This window comes from Haloferax larsenii, assembly GCF_024730625.1.
Classification (GTDB): Archaea; Halobacteriota; Halobacteria; order Halobacteriales; family Haloferacaceae; genus Haloferax; species Haloferax larsenii.
In genome coordinates, this window is the sequence record NZ_CP078063.1 from 2954328 (window position 1) to 2976034 (window position 21707).

Annotated in this window: 22 protein-coding genes and 1 pseudogene; 16 read left to right on the forward strand and 7 right to left on the reverse strand. The window is 62.4% G+C overall.

Annotated elements, in window-relative coordinates; translation table 11 throughout:
• The first annotated feature begins 32 nt into the window (after positions 1 to 32).
• Both KU306_RS15350 and KU306_RS15355 read left to right on the forward strand, forming a co-directional pair.
• A complete protein-coding gene (locus tag KU306_RS15350; protein WP_258302428.1) occupies positions 33 to 1193 on the forward strand; it encodes a dihydropteroate synthase in 1161 nt (386 codons plus the stop codon).
• Positions 1194 to 1307: 114 nt separating this feature from the next.
• Entirely contained in the window at positions 1308 to 1967 is a 660-nt protein-coding gene (locus KU306_RS15355; protein ID WP_258302429.1) for an HAD family hydrolase, read from the forward strand.
• A 14-nt stretch (positions 1968 to 1981) separates the two neighbouring features.
• Here the strand turns inward: KU306_RS15355 and KU306_RS15360 are convergent, their stop codons facing one another.
• Positions 1982 to 2416, reverse strand: a complete 435-nt coding sequence (locus KU306_RS15360; RefSeq protein WP_007543326.1) for a cytidine/deoxycytidylate deaminase family protein — start codon at positions 2414 to 2416, stop codon at positions 1982 to 1984.
• Positions 2417 to 2533: 117 nt separating this feature from the next.
• Between KU306_RS15360 and KU306_RS15365 the strand changes: the two genes are divergently transcribed.
• The 3 genes from KU306_RS15365 to KU306_RS15375 all read left to right on the forward strand — a co-directional run bounded on the left by KU306_RS15365 (position 2534) and on the right by KU306_RS15375 (position 5078).
• Positions 2534 to 3478 (forward strand): ATP-grasp domain-containing protein, encoded by a 945-nt coding sequence (locus KU306_RS15365; protein ID WP_258302430.1) that lies wholly within the window; start codon positions 2534 to 2536, stop codon positions 3476 to 3478.
• A 99-nt stretch (positions 3479 to 3577) separates the two neighbouring features.
• Positions 3578 to 4186, forward strand: coding sequence for a hypothetical protein (locus tag KU306_RS15370; protein WP_258302431.1), 609 nt, complete (start codon positions 3578 to 3580; stop codon positions 4184 to 4186).
• A 100-nt stretch (positions 4187 to 4286) separates the two neighbouring features.
• Entirely contained in the window at positions 4287 to 5078 is a 792-nt protein-coding gene (locus tag KU306_RS15375) for an alpha/beta fold hydrolase (protein WP_007543321.1), read from the forward strand.
• A gap of 24 nt (positions 5079 to 5102) precedes the next feature.
• Here the strand turns inward: KU306_RS15375 and KU306_RS15380 are convergent, their stop codons facing one another.
• A complete protein-coding gene (locus KU306_RS15380) occupies positions 5103 to 6503 on the reverse strand; it encodes an FAD-binding oxidoreductase (RefSeq protein WP_258302432.1) in 1401 nt (466 codons plus the stop codon).
• Positions 6504 to 6726: 223 nt separating this feature from the next.
• On the opposite strand from KU306_RS15380, the gene KU306_RS15385 reads away from it, so the two are divergent.
• The 5 genes from KU306_RS15385 (at position 6727) to KU306_RS15405 (ending at position 12378) form a co-directional block, all read left to right on the forward strand.
• A complete protein-coding gene (locus KU306_RS15385) occupies positions 6727 to 7662 on the forward strand; it encodes a helix-turn-helix transcriptional regulator (protein WP_007543317.1) in 936 nt (311 codons plus the stop codon).
• A 60-nt stretch (positions 7663 to 7722) separates the two neighbouring features.
• Positions 7723 to 8661: an alpha/beta fold hydrolase gene (locus KU306_RS15390; protein ID WP_258302433.1), complete on the forward strand. Its 939-nt coding sequence runs from the start codon at positions 7723 to 7725 to the stop codon at positions 8659 to 8661.
• Between the two features lie 13 nt (positions 8662 to 8674).
• On the forward strand, positions 8675 to 9733 hold the full coding sequence (locus KU306_RS15395) for an SAM-dependent methyltransferase (RefSeq protein WP_258302434.1): 1059 nt from the start codon (positions 8675 to 8677) through the stop codon (positions 9731 to 9733).
• 141 nt (positions 9734 to 9874) lie between these two features.
• Positions 9875 to 11092 carry a phosphotransferase gene (locus KU306_RS15400; protein ID WP_258302435.1) on the forward strand — a complete coding sequence of 406 codons (1218 nt, stop codon included), beginning with the start codon at positions 9875 to 9877 and terminating at the stop codon, positions 11090 to 11092.
• A 23-nt stretch (positions 11093 to 11115) separates the two neighbouring features.
• On the forward strand, positions 11116 to 12378 hold the full coding sequence (locus tag KU306_RS15405; protein WP_258302436.1) for an MFS transporter: 1263 nt from the start codon (positions 11116 to 11118) through the stop codon (positions 12376 to 12378).
• A gap of 20 nt (positions 12379 to 12398) precedes the next feature.
• On the opposite strand, the pseudogene KU306_RS15410 reads toward KU306_RS15405, so the two are convergent.
• Positions 12399 to 12536, reverse strand: a pseudogene (locus tag KU306_RS15410) (helix-turn-helix domain-containing protein); the annotation flags it as partial.
• Between the two features lie 69 nt (positions 12537 to 12605).
• On the opposite strand from KU306_RS15410, the gene KU306_RS15415 reads away from it, so the two are divergent.
• From KU306_RS15415 to KU306_RS15425, 3 genes are all read left to right on the forward strand, one after another.
• Complete coding sequence (locus tag KU306_RS15415) at positions 12606 to 13595, forward strand: ring-cleaving dioxygenase (RefSeq protein WP_007543302.1); 990 nt, start codon at positions 12606 to 12608, stop codon at positions 13593 to 13595.
• Between the two features lie 99 nt (positions 13596 to 13694).
• Positions 13695 to 14657, forward strand: a complete 963-nt coding sequence (locus KU306_RS15420; RefSeq protein WP_258302438.1) for an alpha/beta fold hydrolase — start codon at positions 13695 to 13697, stop codon at positions 14655 to 14657.
• A 34-nt stretch (positions 14658 to 14691) separates the two neighbouring features.
• Positions 14692 to 15336: a helix-turn-helix domain-containing protein gene (locus tag KU306_RS15425; protein WP_425499547.1), complete on the forward strand. Its 645-nt coding sequence runs from the start codon at positions 14692 to 14694 to the stop codon at positions 15334 to 15336.
• Between the two features lie 123 nt (positions 15337 to 15459).
• Here the strand turns inward: KU306_RS15425 and KU306_RS15430 are convergent, their stop codons facing one another.
• Positions 15460 to 16740, reverse strand: a complete 1281-nt coding sequence (locus KU306_RS15430) for an LVIVD repeat-containing protein (RefSeq protein ID WP_258302440.1) — start codon at positions 16738 to 16740, stop codon at positions 15460 to 15462.
• A 299-nt stretch (positions 16741 to 17039) separates the two neighbouring features.
• Between KU306_RS15430 and KU306_RS15435 the strand changes: the two genes are divergently transcribed.
• Complete coding sequence (locus tag KU306_RS15435) at positions 17040 to 18152, forward strand: pyridoxal-phosphate-dependent aminotransferase family protein (protein WP_258302441.1); 1113 nt, start codon at positions 17040 to 17042, stop codon at positions 18150 to 18152.
• Between the two features lie 59 nt (positions 18153 to 18211).
• Here the strand turns inward: KU306_RS15435 and KU306_RS15440 are convergent, their stop codons facing one another.
• On the reverse strand, positions 18212 to 18763 hold the full coding sequence (locus KU306_RS15440; protein WP_258302442.1) for a GNAT family N-acetyltransferase: 552 nt from the start codon (positions 18761 to 18763) through the stop codon (positions 18212 to 18214).
• Between the two features lie 151 nt (positions 18764 to 18914).
• On the opposite strand from KU306_RS15440, the gene KU306_RS15445 reads away from it, so the two are divergent.
• Together KU306_RS15445 and dpsA are read left to right on the forward strand one after the other, a co-directional pair.
• On the forward strand, positions 18915 to 20327 hold the full coding sequence (locus tag KU306_RS15445) for an ATP-binding protein (protein ID WP_258302443.1): 1413 nt from the start codon (positions 18915 to 18917) through the stop codon (positions 20325 to 20327).
• A 151-nt stretch (positions 20328 to 20478) separates the two neighbouring features.
• Positions 20479 to 21024, forward strand: coding sequence for a DNA starvation/stationary phase protection protein DpsA (dpsA, locus tag KU306_RS15450; RefSeq protein WP_258302444.1), 546 nt, complete (start codon positions 20479 to 20481; stop codon positions 21022 to 21024).
• A gap of 18 nt (positions 21025 to 21042) precedes the next feature.
• Here the strand turns inward: dpsA and KU306_RS15455 are convergent, their stop codons facing one another.
• On the reverse strand, positions 21043 to 21351 hold the full coding sequence (locus KU306_RS15455) for an amphi-Trp domain-containing protein (protein WP_007543286.1): 309 nt from the start codon (positions 21349 to 21351) through the stop codon (positions 21043 to 21045).
• 10 nt (positions 21352 to 21361) lie between these two features.
• Positions 21362 to 21529 carry a hypothetical protein gene (locus tag KU306_RS15460; protein ID WP_169317608.1) on the reverse strand — a complete coding sequence of 56 codons (168 nt, stop codon included), beginning with the start codon at positions 21527 to 21529 and terminating at the stop codon, positions 21362 to 21364.
• Between the last annotated feature and the right edge of the window lie 178 nt (positions 21530 to 21707).

Sequence of the window (21707 nt, forward strand, 5' to 3'; positions counted from 1 at the left end):
TGCTTTTTGTTCGGCAACCGTCCTACGCACATATGAGAACGGTCGAACTCGGCGACTTCACCGTCGGTGACGGGTACCGCCCGCGAATCATGGGTGTGCTGAACATGAGCCCAAGTTCGGGGTGGAAACCGAGTATGCACGCCGAAGTCGAAGACGCCGCGCGGTTCGCCGAAGACGAACTCATCGGCGAGGGTGCCGACATCGTCGATATCGGTCTCCAGTCGGCGAACATCAAGTACGACGTCCTCCCGGCCGAGAAGGAACTCGAACGGTTGGACAAGGCCGTCGCCGTCATCGACGAAATCGGCGACGACGCCGTCTTCTCTATCGAAACCCGGTACGCAGACGTCGCCGAAGAGGCACTCACCCGCGGGTTCGACATCGTCAACGACGTGGCTGGCTTCGCCGACCCGCGGATGCGCGAGGTCTGTGAGGACTACGACGTGCCGAACATCAAGATGGCAAGCCCGCCGGACCCCCAGAATCCCGGTGCGGTCATCTCGATGGAAGAGACCTTCGCCGCGCTCGAACGCGGCGGCTTCACCGACAAGACGATTCTCGACCCCTCCTTCGGGAAGTGGACGCCCGAAAAGACGTTCGCTGACGACCGCGAGCGATTCCGCCGACTCCGTGAGTTCCGCGCGTTCAACCGCCCGATTCTGACGGCGACGAATCGTGAGGACTTCCTCGGCGACATCGCCGGGCGGATGGAGAACGAAGACCAACTACCGGTCAGCCTCGCCGCGGCGACGATGGAAGTCGAACGCGGCGCGCACATCATCAGAACCCACGACGTGGCCGAGACGCGCGACGTGGCGCTCGTCGCTCACGCCCTCGGCAGTGACCGACTCGTCGACGACGACACCGTCCGAGTCGTCGAATACACCGATATCTCGCGCCGCGAGGCGGAGAAACAACTGGCCATGCGCGGCGGTGACGACGCGAGCGCCGCGAGCGGCGTGTCGCTCTCGTTCGTCGCCGAAGGCCTCGAACAGCGCGACATCGACGCCCTCGAATCGGTCTGTGTGGAGTACGACGTGCCACTCGCCCCGAGCGAGAGCGCGGGCGTGTTCCTGAGTGGAAGCGTCGCGGTCCTCACACAGGTCGCAGACGAGATTTCCGGGACGAGCGACAACCTGACCGAACTGGCCGGGAGCATCCGCCGAGCGGCCACGAAGTACGCGGACCGATAATTCGGTCACGCCGCTTCGAAGCGTCCGGACTCGCGCTTCGAACTGCCAAACCGAACGCGCCCCGAACTGTCAAAACCAAAATACCTATTTTCGCACCGCGTACTGGTGTCGGTCGTGACACGATACGACGCGGTGCTGTTCGACAGCGACGGAATTCTCGTCGAACCACCGGCACCGGAGACACAACGCGAGGCGACTCGTGAGGCGTTCCGCGCTGTCGGTGTCGAGGACATCCGACCGGAGCACCTCGACGCCGTCGTGGGCGGGAAGAGCGCTGACGCCCTCTTCGAGGTGTGTTCGGTGTACGACCTCGACGTGAGCGAGTTCTGGGACGCCTTCGAACACCACGACGAGCAGTCGCAGTTCGACGCCTTCGAGGCAGGCGCTCGGGAACGCTACGACGACGTCTCCGCCATCGCCGACCTCTCGGTCGCCCGCGGTATCGTGAGCAACAACCACCACAGCACTATCGAGTACAAACTGGACTTCTTCGAGATGCGCTCGCTGTTCGACACCTACTACGGCCGCGAGAAGACACTGGAGAGCCTCACGCTCAAGAAACCGAACACGCACTACATCGACCGAGCGATGGCCGACCTCGGCGCGGAGTCGGCGCTCTACGTCGGCGACAGCAACAGCGACGTGGTCGCAGCGGAGCGTGCCGGACTCGACTCCGTGTTCGTCCGACGCGCGCACACCCGAGATATCGACCTCTCGGTCGCGCCGACCTACGAGGTGGAGTCACTCCACGATGTCGTCCCGCTAGCCGAGTAGGAACGGACCCCCGACTACCACGTTCGCGTCGGCAGCAAGTCGATTGCATCGACGACCCGATTGTCGCCGTCGATGGGGACGATAACCCGCATCGCGTCGTTGTAGTCGGCGAGCAGTTCGCGGCAGGGGCCACACGGCGGGACGACTCGGACCTCAGTCGCGTCGTGGCTGTCCATCGGATACGCGACCGCGACGCAGGTCTGTATCTCGTCGTGGGTGTACCCGTCGGCGATAGCCGAACCGACGGCGACGGGTTCGGCGCACATCGAGGCGCGGCCGATACTCGCCGGGAGGCTCACGCCCTCGTATATCTCGCCGTCGGCCATCCGAATTCCTGCCGTAACGATGTGTGCGCCGTCGAAGAAACCGGGTTCGAAGGTGTCCAGATTCGTCTCGGTGACGGTGTCGATGAGGGCCGTGTCTTCGTCAGTCAGCGGAGCCGACTCCATGCAGGTCGGTGAGTCTTCGGACTGTTATCAGTTCTGACGGGCACTTGGAATCGGTGGTTGCATTGTGCTAACCCGACGCGAACACTTTACCCACTTCCACTCGACCGTGTTCGTATCATGACGACTTCCCAACGTCTCGGCATCGTCACCGGGACCGACGCCCCGGAGTTGACCGCCGACGGGAAGGCGCTCCGTGAGGCGCTTCGCAGTCGGGGCTTCGACGCCGAGGGAGTTCGCTGGATGGACTCGTCGGTGGACTGGTCCGACTTCGACGTCGCCCTCCTTCGGTCCTGCTGGACGTACTACACGCGACCGGACGACTTCCGCGACTGGATTTCGACCGTCGAAGACGCGGGTGTGACGCTTCTCAACCCGCCGGACGTGGTTCGGTGGAACGTGAACAAATCCTATCTGAGCGCTCTCGACGCCGCGGGCGTTCCCGTCATCCCGACCGCGTGGGTCGAACCCGGAGAGCGACCGAACCTGGAGACGATACTCCGAGAGCGTGGCTGGGAGGAAGCGGTCGTCAAACCGGCAATCGGGACGAGTTCGGCAGGCGCGTGGAAAACGTCGCTCGAAACGGCGGCGCGGGACCAACCGCGATTCGAAGAGCCGTTTTCGGCGGCACGGCAAACAGGGTCGACCGCGGGCGGCGGAGCGGACCGTGAGACGCTCTCGTCGCGCGGCGCGCTCGTACAGGAGTTCGCCCCCGAGATAGCCGATGGCGAGCGCTCGCTCGTGTTCTTCTGCGGAGCGTACAGCTACGCGTGGCAGAGTTTCCGCGCGCCAGACGAGTTCGGTGTCGAACCGAATTTCGAGACAGAAAATCGGACGTACGAACCGGACGAGGAAATCGTCGTGCAGGCGACTGAGGCCTTGGAGACAGCGGCCGAACTCGTCGGCGTCGACGCGGAACACCTCCCCTACGCCCGCGTCGATGGAATCGAGCGCGACGGCGAGTTTCGACTCATGGAACTCGAACTCATCGAGCCGTATCTCGACCTCGGTGGCCACGACGCAGTCGCCGACCTCACGGATGCTGTCGTCTCGGTACTCGATTGACTGCCGAACCCCTTAGTCGGTCGAACTGTTGTCTGTCACGACTGATTTCGGGACCGACTAGATTTTATATCGAGGTCCCGCACCCGACACTCGTACAGCATGGATGGTGACGACGGTTTCGACGACCCCATCGCGTCGGCGCTGCTGGGACAGTCTGCCTACGAACGGGTTCGAGTGCGCCGACGCAGTCTCTTCAAGCAGCACCTCGAATACAAACTCGCGTTACAGAGTGCAATCTTCGGCGCACTCGCGTTGGTGTTGCCACTGGCGATGACGCTCCCGGCGTCGACACAGCGCCTCTTTCCCGGCGGTGACCCGCTGTCGTCCGCCCCGAAAATCCTCGTCCTTGGGGCGTACGCGGGTGCCATCGAGGCGGTTGCAGCGCTCGGGTTGGTGTACGTCGGCTATCAGCGCGTCCAGCGCGGCGACGTGATGAGCGAAGGCGAGGCCGCACACCTGTTGAACGTCGAAGATGCTGCGACGATGATTAGCCTCGTTACCGGTGCGGCGGCCGTCGTCACCCTCGATGGATTCTTCCTCCTCGGTCACGCCGGACAAGAGTTGTTGGCGGGCTATCTCGCCGCCGGGGGCGGAAATCCCTTCGCTGGCACGGAGATTCCCGTGAGCGTCCCTGCGGTCGCCATCCCGGCCGCCGTTCTCGCGGTGGTGTTGTTCGCTCTGAGCCGGTTCTTCCGGCGTGAATTATAGGCCAGAACTGCGCGCCTGGACTGCAGGCCAGAACTGCGCGCCTGAACGCAGGCCTGAATAGAGCGAGAGGTTTTTCTTCGACTACTCGCCAGTTCTGCCAATGAACCTTCCTGACGATTGGGAAACAGATTCTATCCACGTCGACGGCGTCTCGTTGCAGTACTACCGAACCGGCGAGGGACCACCGCTGGTGATGGCACACGGCTTTACCGACAACGGGCGGTGCTGGGAACCACTCGTCGAGGACCTCGCAGCCGACTACGACGTCGTGACCTACGACGCCCGCGCTCACGGCCTTTCGGACGCGCCCGAAACCGGGTACGGACCCCGCGACAGAGTCGCCGACCTCGTGGGGTTGCTCGACGCCCTCGACCTCTCGAACCCAATTTTGCTCGGCCACTCGATGGGTGGGTCGACTGTCGCGTTGGCCGCCGCGATGCACCCTGACCTCCCGCGTGCAGTCGTGCTCGAAGACCCCGCTTGCATGCTCGATATCCCGGAGAGTGGCCCCGACGAGCGGGCGAATGAGGTCCGAAACGCGGTTCGAGAGTGGTCCGAGAAGGGTGTGGACACCATCGCCGACGAGTATCGAGACGAGCGACCGGACCTCGCCCGACGCCTCGCCGTCGCCCGAACTGAGTGTCGTCCGGCGATTGCGGAGATTACGCGGGCAGGGTTCGGGGCCGCGGCCGAGATATTTCCCGACATCACCGCCCCGGCGCTCGTGTTGAAAGCCGACGCCGACCCGGAGACGAGAGCGGACCACCTCGACACGGCTTCGACGTTAGCCGATGGCCGACTCGTCCACGTCCCCGGCGCGGGCCACTGCATCTTCCGCGACCAGTACGATGCCGGACTCGCGGAGTTGCGGGCGTTCCTTCGGCGGGTATAGACGACTCTATCGGGCAGAACACGGCTACGACGAGGGGGCCACGTTCTGGTTCATCCGGAACAGGTTCGTCGGGTCGTACTCGTCTTTCAGCGCGACCAGTCGCTCGTAGGTCGGGCCGAACGTGGTCTGCATCATGTCGTCGCCCTCCTCCAGAAAACCGGGGAAGTTGAGGTAGACCGACCCGTCGGAGAACTGCCGCATGTCGTCGAGGCAGTCGCGGGCCCACGCGACGTTCTCGTCGTCCGTTTCGGGGGCTTCCCAGTTGGCTTCGACGCCGAGGAGATACGGCGCGTGTCGTCCGGCGAACGCGTTCTCGTCGTCGTCCACGTCGCTTATCGCCCCACCCAGATGCCAGACGTCTACCGTCGAAAGCGGAGATGGCGCGGCGTCGACCCAGTACGCCAGTCGGTCGAGAACGCTATCCGAGAGCCCATCGAGGTACAGCGACTTCCAGTAGTAGCGCATTCCGTCGGGGTAGTCTTCGTCGAGGAGTTGCTGGAGTTCGACGTAGGGCAGCACGCCGCTGAAGTCGGCCACCGGCTCGGCGAGCGTTCGAAGCGGTTCGAGCGCGGCCGCGCCCTCCGCCGGAGGTCCGGCGTAGCACCCGAGCACCCCGATTTTCTGCTCGTCGAGCGCGTCATCCGAGAAGAGTTCTTCGTCGGGCATCACGCCCGAGAACGTCAGGGAACTCACTTTGTCGGGGGCTGACGCGCAGTATTCGCGGTAGGAACCCATCGTCGATTCGAACTCGTCTGCCGAGTAGAAGACGAGGCACATCGCGACGTCCGGGCCGACGGGGAAGAGGTCGAATTCGAACGCCGTGACGACGCCGAAGTTGCCGCCTCCGCCTCGGATACCCCAGAACAACTCGGCGTGTTGGTCCTCGCTCGCGGTCACGAACTCGCCGGCTGCGGTGACGAGTTCGACCGACCGCAGCGCGTCACAACTGAGTCCGTACTTCCGGCGGAGGTGGCCGATACCGCCGCCGAGAGTCAGCCCCGCGACGCCGGTGTCCGAGACGACGCCGCCGGGTGCTGCGAGGCCGAACGCCTGCGTCTCGTGGTCCACGTCGGCCCACGTCGCACCGGCTTCGACCCACGCGGTTCGCGCGTCCGGGTCGACGCGGACGCTCGTCATCTCCGAGAGGTCGATGACGAGTCCGTCGTCGCAGACGGCGCTTCCCGCGACGTTGTGGCCACCGCCTCTAACCGAGACGAGGAGGTCGTTCTCGCGGCCGAAGGTCACCGCACTGACAACGTCCGCGACGCCCGCACACCGGGCGATGAGGCCCGGCTGCCTGTCTATCATCCCGTTCCACACCGCCCGTGCGTCGTCGTACTCGTCGGCGTCGGGGCGAATTACGCTCCCGTGGAAGCCCTCGATAAACTCCTCTCGCGCCGTGTCGTCGATGTCGGTTATAGACATGTGCTAACATACGATTCTTTCTCGGTTAGCCTCACTCGCTGCCCCGCGTTTCAGGGACTGAACCGTGTTTCACGCGACGAAACGCCGGGAATCGGAGTTCGAGGAACGACTGGCTGAGTTGCGGTTCGAAGTGCACTCACTGAGTCGAGACTCGAAGCGCACTCACGGAGTTTGAACGAGGTAACGTTACTATCGTCCCTCTCGTCTGTTGCTAGCAAGGGTCATGGCTTCGGACGAGCACAGTCGAGATACGAGTCACGATACCAGCCGCGATACGAGCTACGACACCAGTCGTGAGGGCTCTCCGGAACCGGGAACACCGCTCTTAGAGGCCATCTTAGAGAACGCGCGCAACCGCCGGTATCTCGGCCGGAGACTCGAACGGGCGAACGAGCGCATCGAGACGGACGTGCTCGGCGACATCGTCCGTCACGGGCCGGTCCTCGAAGCGCTGCTCGACGGCCCGCTCGACAGGAGAGAAATCGAATCTCGCCTCGACGTGTCGAAGGCGACGAGCCACCGGTTCACCCAGTGGCTCGACCAGCAGGGATTCGTCGAGAAAGTCGACGGTCGCTTCCGACTGACCGGACTCGGTCAGATTATCGCAGAGGAAGTGCTTCGATTCGAGGCCAACGTCGGAACTGCACGGCGACTCACACCGCTCTTGGAAGCCGTCTGCGAGGACCACCAGGAGTTCGTCGTCGAACCGTTCGTCGACGCGACAGTCACTGTCGCAGAGCCTGACGACCCCTACCGCCCGGTCGAGCGCTTTATTTCGCTCGTCCGCTCCTCCGAGACGTTCCGGGGGTTCAATACGACGCACATGGCCCCGCTCGCCCTCGGCGGGTTCCACCAACACGTCTTCGAGACCACCGAGACGGAGATTATCTACCTCCCGCACATCGCGGACAAACTCTTCGAGACGTACCCCGAGCAGGCGCGGGAAGCAGTCGAAAGCGGCCACCTGACACTGCGGACGCGCGACGACCTGCCGTACGGCCTCGCCCTCTTCGACGAGCGAGTCGGCATCGGTGGCTACGACGAGACGACCGGACTCATGCGAGTGTTCGTCGATACCGAGTCACCTGTCGCCCGCGAGTGGGCCGAACGCGTCTACGAATCTGTCAGGGCGGATTCCGAACTACTTGCAGACGGGTGACTCCTTGTCCGAACTCGTATCGAGAGACATCGTTTTCTCCACAGTGAGCGTATCTCTCGCATGATTCGTGGTGAGGGTGGGGAATCAACGACCGGCGGGCCGTCGGCCGGAGACGACACGACAACCGACACGGTCCGGACCGGAGATATCGAGACGTACTACGAACGGCGCGGCGACGGCCCGCCAATCGTGTTCATCCACGGGATGTTCATGAGCACGACCGAGTGGGGGCCGCAGGTGGATGCGCTCAGTGACGAATTCACGACCATCACCTACGACGTGCGCGGTCACGGACACACCGGCGGTTCCGACCGCGACCCGTACTCGATGGACCTGTACGCCGCAGACCTCGACGCCCTCCTGTCGGCACTGGACGTCGAAAACCCGATTCTCTGCGGGCTTTCGATGGGGGGCTGTATCGCGCAGGTGTACGCGGCCGCCCATCCCGACGAAGTCGCCGGGCTCGTCCTCTCAGACACGTTCACCGCCGCCCCGCTTCCACTGTCCGGGCGGCTCATCTTCTCGAACCTGCGGTTCTTCGCCCTGCTCGACCGCGTGATTCGGTATCCGACGCTGAACAAAATCCAACTCCGGGTCGGCAACCTCCTCTCGCCGGGTGTTGCGACCGACGCCGACACGATTCAGCGACTCGTCGAAGACGCGCCGCGGATTTCACACGCCGAATTCGCCAAGATTGCCAGGGCGATGGCGCGATTCCCAGAGAGCGACTTCGACGGGTCTGAAATCGACGTGCCGGTGTTGCTGCTGTACGGCGAACACGCGCCGAAGGCATTTCGGACCATGCACACGCGTCTCGCCGAGTCACTCACGAACGCCGACGTGGAGGTGACTGTCGTCCCCGACGCGGGCCACGCTTCGAACATCGACAACCCGGCGTTCTTCACCGCGGCGGTGCGGGAGTTCGCGCACGAGGTGAAGGGCGCGACGGGAGATGCAACCGCGGCGGGAGACACAACTGCGACGGGAGAATCTCACTGACGCGAGGAATACGATGCCAGTCAATCCAAACTTCCTCGAACGATTGCTGTTGCTCCGGCTCGACAAGGGGCCTGCACCCATCTTGGACCTCTTCGGTGCGTCGACGTTCGAAGCAGTAGTGCTCGCACTCGATATCGGCCTCTTCGAAAAACTCGCGTCAGCTGGGGAGCCACTGTCTGCGACCGAACTCGCCGACCGGCTCGATGCGGACGCAAACGCCATCGAGGTGCTATCGACGTTCCTCGACGCGCAGGGGTACGTCACCACGGACGGCGGTCGGTACCGGAACACGCGAATGACGACGAAGTGGCTGCTCGCGGAGTCGGAGACCAACATGGCCCCGTGGCTCACGTTCTGGGACGAACTCGTCTTCCCGTTTTGGGAGGACAACTTCGAGACGGTCGTCCGCGAGGGCCATCCACCGCAGACGATTTACGAGTGGTTCGACGAAGAGCCGACGCGCTGGGAGACTGCGCAAAAGGGGTTCCGCGCGGCAGCGAGCGTCGTCGTCGACGAGGTTGCCGACGCCGTCGGCGTTCCTGACGGTGCGACACGCGTCCTCGACGTTGGCGGCGGGCACGGCCTGTACGCGATTGAACTGTGTCGGAGGCACCCGAACCTCTCCGCCGTCGTCTTCGACTACCCCGAAGCGCTGGACGTCGCCCGAGAAGAGATTGCAGCGGCGGGCCTCGAAGCCCGCGTCGAGGTCACCGGCGGCGACTACTGGGAAGACGACCTCGGCGCTGAACACGACGTTGCGCTCGTGTTCAACGTCATCCACGCCCACGACGATGCGGACAACAGGCGGCTGTTCGAACGCGTCGCCGAGTGGCTTCGTCCCGGTGGCCAACTCGTCGTGCTCGACCAACTGGCGGACACCGCACGAATGCCGGTCGGAAAGACGGGTCAGGGGTTCGTCGGGTTGACGTATCTGGTCACGCTGGACGCGACGATCCACCCGTACGAAGCGGTCCGCGAGTGGCTCCGCGACGCAGGCTTCGAAGACGTACGCCGAACAGCAATTCGGCGTGCTGGACCTGGGCAGACGGTCGTCCAGGCGACGAAACGGTAGCTTGCTGAGACAGTATCGCTGACAGCAGGAATTTGTATGTCGTATGGTATCATTTATCAATTGGTGAATTTCCGTGAAGCGAAGACTGGAGGTAAGGGTGCACCGCATGTGTCACTTTCCCGACTCGGGTGAGAGGGTCCGATGACATCGCTGAACATCCCGGGCATCAGTTCCGAAATCGAACAGCAAGTCTCAGATATCGACGCCGAGACGCTGACTCCGATAGTGAGGGCGGTGCTCGGTGACGACACTGCGACCGTCGACGAGTGGGAGTACTCGCCGATGCGCGTCGGGGCCGGAGGGGGCTATTTTGGGACAGCCCTCTTCCGGTTCGAAGGAACGGCAACGGTGTCGGCGACGACGACGACGTGGTCGGTCGTTCTCAAGGTTCTCGCAAAACGCCCCGGTGAGGACCCATCGGGCCACCCCTACTGGAAGCGAGAGGCGGAAGCGTACCGCTCGAACATCGCCGACCAGACGTCCGTTGGGTTGGTTCCAGCGACCACGTACCGCATCGACGAGTATCCCGGTGAAGCGGTCTGGTTGTGGCTCGAAGACCTCTCGGACGACTATGGTGGGTCAGAGTCGTGGACCCTCGACCAGTACCGACAGGTCGCCCGCCACCTCGGGCAGTTCAACGGTGCGTTCCTCACGGGCAGTGATATCCCGTCCGGGGAATGGGTCATAGAGCGGACGTTCGACTTTCACAGGACCGCCAGCGTCGTGGCTCTCGTCGATACGCTTCCACAGGAACCCATCGTTCGCCGTCACTTCCCGACCGAGGAGAGTCGAAACCGACTCTTTTCGGCGTGGCAGAACCGCGACCGGTTCGTTGCCGCCCGCGACGACCTGCCGAAGACGTTCTGCCACTTCGACGCCTTCGGTCGCAACCTCTTTGCGACCACGACCGAGGACGGAACGCCTCAAACAGTTGCCATCGACTGGGACCAGTGCGGTATCGCCAGACTCGGAGACGACGCTGGGGCGTTGGTGATTCTCACGCTGATGTTCCTCGATTGGCCCGTCTCCCGTGCGGCGGACCTCGAACGGGCAGTGCTCGATGGCTATCGCGAGGGACTGAGGTCGGTCGGTTGGGATGGCCCCGACGAACTCGTCGAGCGCGGCTACCGACTGCACGTCGCCGCCCGCTGGTTGGAGTGGGTCGGCATCGCGGTCAAATTGACGCTCGACGAGCGGAACCACGAGTGGATTGCCGAGATGGTCGGAGACCCTATCGAGGATGTCTTCGACGGTAACTGCGAACTACATCAGTTCGCCCTCGACACCATCGGCGAACTCGACGTGTCGCAGTCGGCCGTTGGCGACACCACCGACGAGTCGAATCTCGGGAAAGCGTGAGTCGGCGGTTCGGTGGAGACTAAGTGACATCCTCGCCCGACCCGTCACGAGAGCGCCGGTCTCGGAGCGTCGCCACCCGATACTACCTGTATCGCTCGCTCGACCCGCGCGGATTCGCCTTTCCGATATTCGTGTTGTTCCTGCTCTCGCGGGAGCTGTCGTTCACGGAAATCGTCTCGCTGAGCGCACTTCAGGCCGTGTTGACGGTCGCCGGAGAGATTCCGACTGGCTACGTCGGCGACCGAATCGGCCGGCGAAACAGTATCATCGTGAGTCGCGCGCTCGCGTTCGTCCACTTACTCGGGATGGTCGTCGCACAGAGCTATCCCGAGTTTCTGGCTGTGTGGTCGCTCTGGGCGCTCTCGTTGGCCTTCGCGTCGGGAAGTGAAGACGCATGGCTGTACGACGCACTGGGTGGGACGCTCGCCGCCGAGCGATTCACGGGTATCAGCGGCCGGGGCACCGCAATCGGACAGTGGTCGATGGCTCTGACGATGGTCGTCGGTGCCGGGTTGTACATCCTCGACCCACGATACCCGTTTCTCGCGAGCGCGGTCTTCGCGCTGGTCGGCATCGTCGTGGTCGCGTCGCTCCCCGGTCCGCGGGTCGCCGAGGAGACGACACCCGAGATCAGGGTCGTCCTACAGGTCGTTAGAGACGCATTCGCCGGTCGGTCGCTCCGCTCCTTTGTCATCTACGCCGGATTCTTTTTGGGCGTCACCAGTGCGATGGAGGAGTTCATCCAACCGGTCGCAGTCGACGCGTTCGAAGCCAGCCTCACGACACTGCCCTTCAGACTGCCCCCGGAAATCGGGTTGGGAGTGCTCTACGCCACGTTCGCGGGCGTGGGTGCGTTCGGGAGTTTCTACGCGGGCGACCTCGTAGACCGATTCGGACTCGGGCGAACGGTGTTCGTCATTCCGATTCTGACGGGGGTGGTGCTAGCTGCGCCTGCAGTCGTCGCGGTCATCGCGGTCCCGTCGTTCTTCGTGATGAAGGGAACGCGCGCGGCGATGAAACCAATCATCAGCGGCTACCTCAACGACCACATCCCGTCCGCCGGACGGGCCACCGTCCTGAGCGCGGCCGCGATGGTATTTGCGTTGCTTCGGACGCCACTGCATCTGTTCGGCGGCGTGGTGGCTGACGCGTGGAGTCCACTCACCGCGGTTATCGGGTTCGGTGTGCTCTTCCTCCTTGTTTCGGGCGTGCTCTACCTTACCGACCCACCCGTCTCAGGCAGTTCCCAAACGAGCGCTGCCCAGAAAGCAGAGAGTCCGAAGTAGTCGAGTGAGAACCAGGGTGATCAGTCGCCCCGGAGTAGCGTCGCCTCGACGTTCCGAAGATGCTCGTGGAGCGTTGTCTTCGAGATACCGAGTTCGTGGGTGAGGTCGCTACCGGACACCGCCCGCGGCACGGAGTAATCCCCGCGTTCGTAGACGAGAACCCCGCTGTCACCCAGTAACCCTCACGTCAGCAGAGACTCAAGTCGCTTCGGCCCCTACTCTGGACGATGACAGACACCACCCCAAGTCCCGGTATTCACCACGTGACGTGCATCGCGGGCGACCCACAGCAGAACCTCGACTTCTGGGTCGAGACCCTCGGCCTCCGACTCGCCAAGCGCTCTATCAACCAGGACGACCCCAGCGCGTACCACTTCTTCTTCACGGACGCCGAGGGGACGCCCGGAACGAGTATGACGTTCTTCCCGTGGGCAGACCTCCCACGTGGGACGGTCGGCACCGGACAGGTCTCGCGGACCGCGTTCCGCGTCCCCGACGGAAGTCTCGACTACTGGGAAGACCGATTCGACGACTACGGCGTCGAGTACGACGACCGAATCGAGCGATTCGGCGAGACCGTCCTTCCCTTCCGCGACCCTGACGGCCTCCCGGTCGAACTCGTCGAAGTCGAGATTCCCGACGACGACCCGACCGTTCCGTGGACCGAATTCGTCCCCGAGGAATCGGCGATTCGTGGATTCCACTCGGTGACGCTCTGGGAAGCGGACCCCGAGCCGACCACGAACCTGCTCGAAACGATGGGCTTCGAGGAAGTGGCCAGCGAGCAGTCGGAAGGCGATGCCTCGGGCGACGAGCGACGGAGATTCGCCGCGCAGGGGCCGGTCGGGAAGTACGTCGACGTGCTGCCGACCATCGAGAGCAGTCGGCAGGGCCGCGGAACCGTTCACCACGTCGCGTTCCAGACGCCGACGGACGAGGACCAAGCAGCGATGCGGAACGCCGTGCAGTCGATGGGACTGCGACCGACCACTCAGATAAACCGCCACTGGTTCCGTTCGGTCTACTTCCGTGAGTTCGGCGGTGTGCTGTTCGAACTCGCCACGAACGGACCGGGATACGCGAGCGACGAACCGCTGGACGACCTCGGCGGGCGACTCGTCCTTCCCGGCGAGTTCGAAGACCGGCGCGACGAAATCGAGGCCGGTCTCCCGGACGTGACGATACCGCGAGCAGAGTCGGCGGAGGCCGACGACTGAGACGGCGTCGAGTACGAGTCCACCTCCGAACGCGAATACAAATACCGCCGGATGAGTCCGGCACCAGTCACTCCCTTCGGCGACGAGAACTCTCAGTGAATGGTGACACGGATTCCGGAGTCGGTTCGGGAGCGAACGAATCGGGACGACTCGCACGTCGAAACCGTCTCAGTCGGTGACGACCGGCAGGTGGCCTACACCGAATACGGGTGCTCTGAGGGCACCCCGGTCGTGTTCTTCCACGGGACTCCCGGTTCGCGATTGGTAGCTGCGCTGTTCGACACCGCCGCGACGGAACACGGCGTGCGACTACTCGCGTTCGAGCGCCCCGGATACGGGAACTCGACGCCGTGGGACTGCTCGATACGAGACGCCGGAGCCCTCGTTCGTGCCGTCCTCGACGACGCTGGCGTCGAATCCGCCGGCCTCGTCGCCTTCTCCGGCGGTGCGCCGTACGCGCTTTCGACCGCAGCGACGCACCCCGAACGAGTCTCTCGCGTCGATGTCGTCGCCGGAGCGACGCCCCCTGAAGTCGGCTCGGAGACGCCCGCCCCGCTGCGAGTGCTCAGGGGACTGGCGACGACTGCACCGTCGATTCTTCGCGGCCTCTTTCGCGGACAGGCGTGGCTTGCAGACCGACTCGACCCGTCGTTCGTCGTCTCGCAGTACACCACGAGTGAGACTGCTGAGACGGCAGGCCCGATTTCGGATGCTGTCGCGGCGGTCGTCAAGGAAGATTTCGTAGAGGCGTTCCGCGCCTCCAGACGCGGTGCTGTCACCGAGTTCCGAGCGACTGCGACAGACTGGGATATCGACTTCGACGACATCGAGACCGAGGTGTGCTTCTGGCACGGTGACGACGATGCGAACGTCCCGATAGCGGGGGTTCGAGAATTCCGCGAGCGCGTGCCGACTGCGCAGTTGACGGTCGTCGACGACGCCGACCACTTGCGAACGCTCCTCCAGAGTGTGCCGGAAGTCCTCGCTACCTACGGAGACGGAGGCGGAGACGGAGAATCCGACCGACGCCGCTCCGAGGCGAGCGTACATCGGACCGATTGATACCATGGGAGACAGAACGATGTCCACCCTCGGTATGAAACACATCCAGTTTTCGGTCACGTATCCCGAGCGATTCGTCCACCCGCTGCACGACCAACTGATGGACGTGACGGGAGCCTCTCGGGCTGAACTCCTGATGTGGAGCCCGACGGCGGACGCGACGACGTTGTTCTGGTGCGACGGCGACCGGGCCGCAACCGAGCGAACCGTCGCCAGTATTGACTCGCTCCGTTCGAGTCACTTCGTCGAGGACGTCGACGGGACGTACGTGTTCCTCCAACAGGACGGCTACGAGTTTGCTCCGGCCCTGCTGGAGACAATCGCGGAGTCGCACGTCATCTTCCTCCCGCCGGTCGTCTTCCGTGCGGACGGGACGGTCCGGTTCGAAGCGGTCGGCGAAGCCACGGCTCTCAGTGCATTCCACGACGACCTTTCCGAACTCGGCGACGTGACTATCGAACGCGTCCACGAGTTCGCGCGTCGAACGTCGCCCTCACAGCTCACCCCTCGGCAGCGAGAGGCCCTCGAAGTCGCGGTCGCTGTCGGCTATTACGAACGCCCCCGAGACGGGTCAGTTGCAGACGTCGCGGACGCTCTCGACTGTTCGACGAGTACGGCGGGAGAACTGATACGGAAAGCCGAGGCCGCTGTTCTCAAATCCTACGTCGAGACTTTGTGACGGGCGTCGCGTGAGTCGGCAGACGGCTCGCTTTCAAGCTCGGCGAACGTCTCGTCGGACGCCCACGTCTCGACGACTTTGCGACCGACGCGTGACTCCTCCTGGGAAACGGCTCCAAGAGGGTTAGCCCCCCTTCGCCGCCGACGGCGTGAACTTGAGCACGTAGATGCCAGTCTGCATGTCGCTGACGACCGTGAAGTCACGCTTGTCGGCGTAATCGACACCCCACGCCATCGGGGCCGGGCCGACGAATCCGGCACCGTTCGCCTGGTCGTCCATGTCGTCAGTTCGGTACTGGTCAGTCGGCGTCGGGTTGGTCGGGTCAGTCACGTCGTAGACGACCGCCCCTTCGTGGTAGTCGCCACTGACGAGCATCGTCGTCCGGCCTTTCGGGATGATGTCGAAGTTGTGGCCGGTCCAGTCGAACAGTTCGAACGCTTCGTCCATGAGTTCGGCGTTCGGCGACGTGGTGTACCCGATTGGTTTCGGGTTCTCGATGGAGCCGTCACCCCATCCGATGTCGAAGACGTGCTTGCCGCCGGGCTTTCCGAAGCCGATTTCGTCGCCGACGTACGCGAGTTCTCTGTTGGGGTCGAAGTTCGCGTAGTGGCAGTTCTGGAATCCCTCCTCGCCGACGGCGACGTCGTCGTACGATGGCTGTCCTTCGTAGCTGAACTCCCCGACTACGTCCGGTTCCATCGGGTCGCTGATGTCCATGATGACGTAGCCGTCGAACCCCCCGCCAATGAACGCGCAATGGAGGAGGTCACGTTCGGCGTCGACGATCATGTCGTGGAGGTCGGCGTCCGGACCGAACACCTCCCCGCCAGTGACGTCCGTGGGGTCGCTCGTGTCCCAGACACCGACGCCGTCGTGTTCCGTCGTGTAGAGCACGTCCGCTTCCGGGTGGGCGCGGACGTTGTGTGTCCCTCCAGCCGGGATGCGGGAGGCCTTGACGGGTTCTTCGGGCGTTCCGTCGCTCCAGCCATAGTCGATAACGTCCACACCGTTCGGTGGCTCGAACGTCGTGGGGTCGTCGTCACCACCTTCGCGCGACCGATAATAGAGTCCGTCGCGCCGGTCGAACTTCACGTCTGCGTGCCGAACTCCATTCGTGGGCGTCGGGAACTCGTGTACTTCTGTCGGGTTCGTCGGATTGCTGATATCGACGAGGAAGCTTCCGCCGGGGCCGGTGAAGCTCCCGAGGATAGCGTACTGCCCATCCGGGCGGATGTCCTCTTCTGCGTACCCGCCTGCTGGGTCCGACAGCAGAGAGTGACCCATCTTTCTGATTGCACCTTTGTCCTTCTTCCCACCAGGGTCCGCCGCGGCTGTTGTTGTGCCAATACTGCCCAGCGTCGTTGCGCCGATGAGCCTTAGCGCGGTTCGTCGTGTGTAGGTCATGAGTGACCTCCATCAGATAAAACAACATCAAAAATAATTATGTTTTTTACACTATGTGTTAATTTCTCTGCGATAAAACTGTATAGGATATCGAACTATATCTGCGAGAACAATTGGCGGACATGCGAGGTGAAACGAGCTCTCGCTTCGCTATGGCTCTCCCCGGCAGCCCCCGGCAACCGCCTACTCGACGTATCGAGAATCGGGCCGAACACGAAATCCGAGTCGTCCCGTATATGGTCGGAATCAAAACTACCATGCCACCCCGCTACACAGTACTCGGTACTTAGGTGGTTCATGTGACCGAGAAACGCGAGTACACGGGCGACTATCCCGAAAAGAAGCTGTATATCCCGGGTCCGACAGGGGTGCGCGACGACGTCATCGAGGCGATGTCCGAACCGATGTTCGGCCACCGAATGGACCGGATGACGGACCTCTATACGACTATCGTCGAGGACACGAAGGAGTTCCTCGGCACCGACAACGACGTCATCATCCTCACCGGCTCTGGGACGGAATTCTGGGAGGCTTCGACGCTCAACCTCGTCGACGAGAACATCCTCGTCCCGACGTGTGGGAGTTTCAGCGAGCGCCACGCCAACGTGGCCGAGCGACTGGGCAAGAACGTCGACCGTCTCGAATACGAGTGGGGACAGGCAATCAAACCCGAAGACATCCGCGAGACACTGGAGTCGAGCGACAAGCACTACGACGTGGTCGCGACGGTGATGAACGAGAGTTCGACCGGCGTCCGCAACCCCGTCGAGGAAATCGGTGACGTCGTCGCGGAGTACCCGGACACGTACTTCGTCGTCGACGCCGTCTCCTCGCTCGGTGGCGACTACGTCGACATCGACGAGCACAACATCGACGTGCTCTTCGCGTCGTCGCAGAAGGCGTTCGCGATGCCGCCGGGACTGGCGATTTGTACCGTCAGCGAGGACGCCTACGAGCGCGAAGTCGAGAAGGATTCGGCGTCGTGGTACGGCGGCTTCCAGCGCTGCATCGACTACTACGACCGGAAGGGCCAGACGCACTCCACGCCGGCGATTCCCATCATGCTGGCCTACCGGAAGCAGATGAAATACATGCTCGAAGAGGGCCACGAGGGGCGCAGCGAACGCCACCGGGAGATGGCCGAGTACACCCGCGACTGGGCGTACGAACACTTCGACATGTTCCCCGAGGAGGGCTACGAGTCCCAGACGGTGGCCTGCATCGAGAACACGCAGGGCATCGACGTGGCTGGCACCATCGAAGAAGTCTCCGAGAAGTACGACATGGTCTTCTCGAACGGCTACGGTTCGACGCTCGGCGAGAAGACGTTCCGCATCGGTCACATGGGCGAACACACCGTCGAGTCCATCAAGGAACTCACCGACGCTATCGAAGACGTCGCGGACCTGTAGCTGACCGTTCGGACACCCTTCGGGAAGCGACGAAGTACCGGGGAGATTCGGTCGTCAACCTACTGCTGCTGCCACTCGTCGCGAAGTAAACCGTAACAAAGCACGTCGTGATACTCACCGCGGTACCACGCCGCCTGCCGTAACGTCCCCTCGTGCTCGAACCCGAGTGACTCCAGGAGGGCGGCCGAGGCTTCGTTGAAGCTCCCGATTTGGGCGTACACTCGTCGCAGATTTCGGTCTTCGAACGCGTACTGCACCATCTGCCGGGCGGCATCCGACCCGTATCCCCGCCCGTGGTGTTCGGGTGCGAGCCAGTACGCCAGTTCGATAGACCGCGCTCGACTCGTCTCGTCGGGTCCGTACTGCGACTCGGTCAGCGAGACGACGCCGACTGGCTCCTCGTCGGCGCACACGAGACAGTGTACTCCGTCAGTGCCAGAGAGTACGTTGTCGTAGAACTCCTCGATTTGTGCGTCGTTCGTGGGGTCGATATCCAACGCCGGTCGCCAGACCGCGGGGTCGTTCATCACGCGCTGGATAAATTCGAGGTCGTCACGTTCGATTGGTCTGAGCGTTACGACCTCACCTCGTAAAAAGACGGGACCGGGCATGAGGAACCGTACAGAACCACGCTGCAAGTGTCTTCTGTCTAACCGAAATGGGGAGTCTATGCGGGTTAATCGCCCGGAAACGGCGGTTCTATTCTCAGAATCGAATATCGGGGGCGAGAGGTTATAATGGAGAACCCGACACACCATATCTATGTCGCGCGACGACTCGCTCTCTATTCTCATCGTCGATGACAGTGCCTTCTTCGTCTCTCTTCTCGCCGACAAACTGGAGTCGAATTACGGGATGACGACAACGATGGCGACGAACGCTGGCGAGGCGATGTTGGAGTTGAATCGTAAACCGGTCGATTGTATTGTGAGCGATTTCCGGATGCCCGAGACGGACGGGTTAGAGCTCTACGAGATGGTCGACGAGCAGTACGACATCCCGTTTATCCTCCTTACCGGGGAAGGCGGCGAGGAGATTGCGAGTCGCGCCATCAGGATGGGTATCGACGAGTACCTGATGAAACAGGCCGTGCGGGAGGACGAACCGCTCGAACTCCTCGTCAATCGCATCCGAAACGTCGTCGAGCAACGCCGGACGCAACGAAAGTACGAACGATTGGTCGACAACTCCCCGGACGAAATCGGCCAAATTAGCGTCACGGGTGAGATTCTCGCTGCAAACGAGACGATGGCGACGGCCTTCGGTGTCTCTCAAGACGAACTCGTCGGCAAGCAGTTGTCGGAGTTCATCCCAGACGACGTTGCGGCCACGAGGCTCAAACAAAGCAAGCGTGCGATTACCGCCGGGAGTGCAGTCACCTTTCAGGATAGCATCGGCGTACGACACTTCCACAACATCGCGGTTCCACTCTCGACGGCGGGTGAGGTCGATTCGGTACAGCTCGTGACCCGGGAGATAACGCTCCAAAAACGCAACGAGCAGGAGTTAGAGCAGAAGACCGAGAAGCTCACGATGATTAATCGAATCGTCCGCCACGACATCAACAACGACGTCCAGTTACTGATGGGGTGGGCCGACATCATCAGAGACCACGTCGACGAGGCGGGGATGGCGACTGTGGACCGCATCGACGACACGAGTAGCCACATCGCCGAACTCACGGCTATCGCCCGCGACTTCGTCGAGTCGCTGGAAGACGACACCGAAATCGACCTCGAATTCGTCAACCTCGGTCGGACCATCAAATCCGAGGTAGACAAGAAACGGACGGCGTACGAAGACGCGACCTTCGTCGTCGACGAACTTCCGGTGATGCGGGTCCGAGCCAACGAGTTGTTGACGTCCGTGTTCGGCAACATCCTGAGCAACGCAATCCGGCACAACGACTCGGCGGAGCCCGAGGTTCACGTCGATTTCCACGAAACTGAGTCGGACGTCGTCGTAGAGGTCGCAGACAACGGCCCGGGTGTTCCTGACGACCGCAAAGAAGAAATCTTCGGGAAGGGACGGATGGGCCCGAAAAGCCCCGGGACAGGGGTCGGACTCCACCTCGTCTACACGCTGGTCGACCAGTACGGCGGGGACGTATGGGTCGAAGACAACGAACCACGCGGTTCCATTTTCGTGGTCAAGCTTCCGAAGCCGGCCAATTAGTCCAGCAGTCCCAAATCCCTAGCCAGGACGCTTTCTCACGACCGTTTCGTCTGTTGTCGCCGCCATACCGCACAGTTCGGTCGGTGCCGCTGTTTGGGAGAAGTCAGTCTACCGGGCATCTATAAGTGTTCACAAGTAGCATACTATGTACATGAGCACGCAAAAGAACGTTCGTCAAGAAGCGGGCACAGTCGGGGAGAACCCGCTTCGTCTCGAAGAGGAGAAGGCCGAGCAGATTATCGACGCGCTGAACACGGACCTCGCGGACGCGTACGTCCTCTACCACCAGTTACACAAGCACCACTGGAACGTCGAGGGGGCGGAACACCTCGGTATCCATCGCTTCCTCCAAGAGGCGTACGAGGAAGTCGAGGAGGCGGCCGACGAAATCGCCGAGCGCGTGCAAGCACTCGGGGGTGTTCCGAACGCCAGCATGGCCACGCTGTCGGACGTCGCGACCGTCGAGCCCGAAGACGAAGACGTGAACGACATCCGGACGTCGCTCTCGAACGACCTCGATATATACGGCGACATCATCGAGAGCTACCGCGACCACATCGAACTCGCGGAGGGGCTCGGTGACCACGGGACCGCGCACATGCTCCGCGAGCAAATCATCGAAGTCGAAGAACACGCGCACGTCATCGACCACTACCTCGAAGACGACACGCTCGTCCTCGACTCGGCGACGAAGTAACGAGAGCCTACCGACAGGCTATCGAACGTCCGGTCCTTTTTCGTCGGTTCGTCCCGGTAGCTCCAGTTCGATTTCGAGTTCGGGGTCGCCGACGCCGTCGAAGTCGATTTCGAGTTCGATTGGTTCACCGAACGCGAACGGCAGTTCCCACTTTTCGTCCACGATACGGAGTTCGTCGTCGTCGCGGAGTTGTTCGCCCAATCGAATCAGGAACTCCCCCGCCTCGGTCGCATCGAGCCGATACTCTTGTTCGAACTCACGGCCGCTTCTGATGATGGTTCGTTCGGTCTCTTCCGCTTCTTCGGTGGTGTCTTGATTGTCTGTCATTGTACGGTAATTATTCTCGAACGTCGACGGTCACGTCACTCGAAATCCATCCATCGGTGTTCCCCGATTCGAGAAACACCGTCTTTCCAGGGCTGCTTTCACAAGTCGCTATCTCCGGCCGCTGGGTGGGTTCTGTCTCGGCTGGTTGCCCGCGGCGCGACTGCGTACCAGTGCTCATTGGAATGCTTTAGGCAAACCTAAAAAATAAAGGAAACGGTTTCTGTGGGCGCGTCTGGCTTTGTATCGTTCGATTTGAACTATCTAGTCTCCGATGAGAACCGTGGAATATCACCGCCGTCCGGCCATCCAAACATGTCAATCTATTTGTCACCCAGGAGACAATCGCTATTCGAACG

Excerpts from the sequence above, each read along its gene's own strand:
- KU306_RS15395 (WP_258302434.1), top strand. The coding sequence starts at position 8,675 with ATGCCAGTCAATCCAAACTTCCTCGAACGATTGCTGTTGCTCCGGCTC.
- KU306_RS15430 (WP_258302440.1), bottom strand. The coding sequence starts at position 16,740 with ATGACCTACACACGACGAACCGCGCTAAGGCTCATCGGCGCAACGACG.
- KU306_RS15350 (WP_258302428.1), top strand. The coding sequence starts at position 33 with ATGAGAACGGTCGAACTCGGCGACTTCACCGTCGGTGACGGGTACCGC.
- KU306_RS15460 (WP_169317608.1), bottom strand. The coding sequence starts at position 21,529 with ATGAGCACTGGTACGCAGTCGCGCCGCGGGCAACCAGCCGAGACAGAA.
- KU306_RS15390 (WP_258302433.1), top strand. The coding sequence starts at position 7,723 with ATGATTCGTGGTGAGGGTGGGGAATCAACGACCGGCGGGCCGTCGGCC.
- KU306_RS15420 (WP_258302438.1), top strand. The coding sequence starts at position 13,695 with ATGGTGACACGGATTCCGGAGTCGGTTCGGGAGCGAACGAATCGGGAC.
- KU306_RS15445 (WP_258302443.1), top strand. The coding sequence starts at position 18,915 with ATGTCGCGCGACGACTCGCTCTCTATTCTCATCGTCGATGACAGTGCC.
- KU306_RS15385 (WP_007543317.1), top strand. The coding sequence starts at position 6,727 with ATGGCTTCGGACGAGCACAGTCGAGATACGAGTCACGATACCAGCCGC.
- KU306_RS15425 (WP_425499547.1), top strand. The coding sequence starts at position 14,692 with ATGAAACACATCCAGTTTTCGGTCACGTATCCCGAGCGATTCGTCCAC.
- KU306_RS15440 (WP_258302442.1), bottom strand. The coding sequence starts at position 18,763 with ATGCCCGGTCCCGTCTTTTTACGAGGTGAGGTCGTAACGCTCAGACCA.
- KU306_RS15455 (WP_007543286.1), bottom strand. The coding sequence starts at position 21,351 with ATGACAGACAATCAAGACACCACCGAAGAAGCGGAAGAGACCGAACGA.
- KU306_RS15370 (WP_258302431.1), top strand. The coding sequence starts at position 3,578 with ATGGATGGTGACGACGGTTTCGACGACCCCATCGCGTCGGCGCTGCTG.
- KU306_RS15365 (WP_258302430.1), top strand. The coding sequence starts at position 2,534 with ATGACGACTTCCCAACGTCTCGGCATCGTCACCGGGACCGACGCCCCG.
- KU306_RS15400 (WP_258302435.1), top strand. The coding sequence starts at position 9,875 with ATGACATCGCTGAACATCCCGGGCATCAGTTCCGAAATCGAACAGCAA.
- KU306_RS15415 (WP_007543302.1), top strand. The coding sequence starts at position 12,606 with ATGACAGACACCACCCCAAGTCCCGGTATTCACCACGTGACGTGCATC.
- dpsA (WP_258302444.1), top strand. The coding sequence starts at position 20,479 with ATGAGCACGCAAAAGAACGTTCGTCAAGAAGCGGGCACAGTCGGGGAG.
- KU306_RS15380 (WP_258302432.1), bottom strand. The coding sequence starts at position 6,503 with ATGTCTATAACCGACATCGACGACACGGCGCGAGAGGAGTTTATCGAG.
- KU306_RS15360 (WP_007543326.1), bottom strand. The coding sequence starts at position 2,416 with ATGGAGTCGGCTCCGCTGACTGACGAAGACACGGCCCTCATCGACACC.
- KU306_RS15375 (WP_007543321.1), top strand. The coding sequence starts at position 4,287 with ATGAACCTTCCTGACGATTGGGAAACAGATTCTATCCACGTCGACGGC.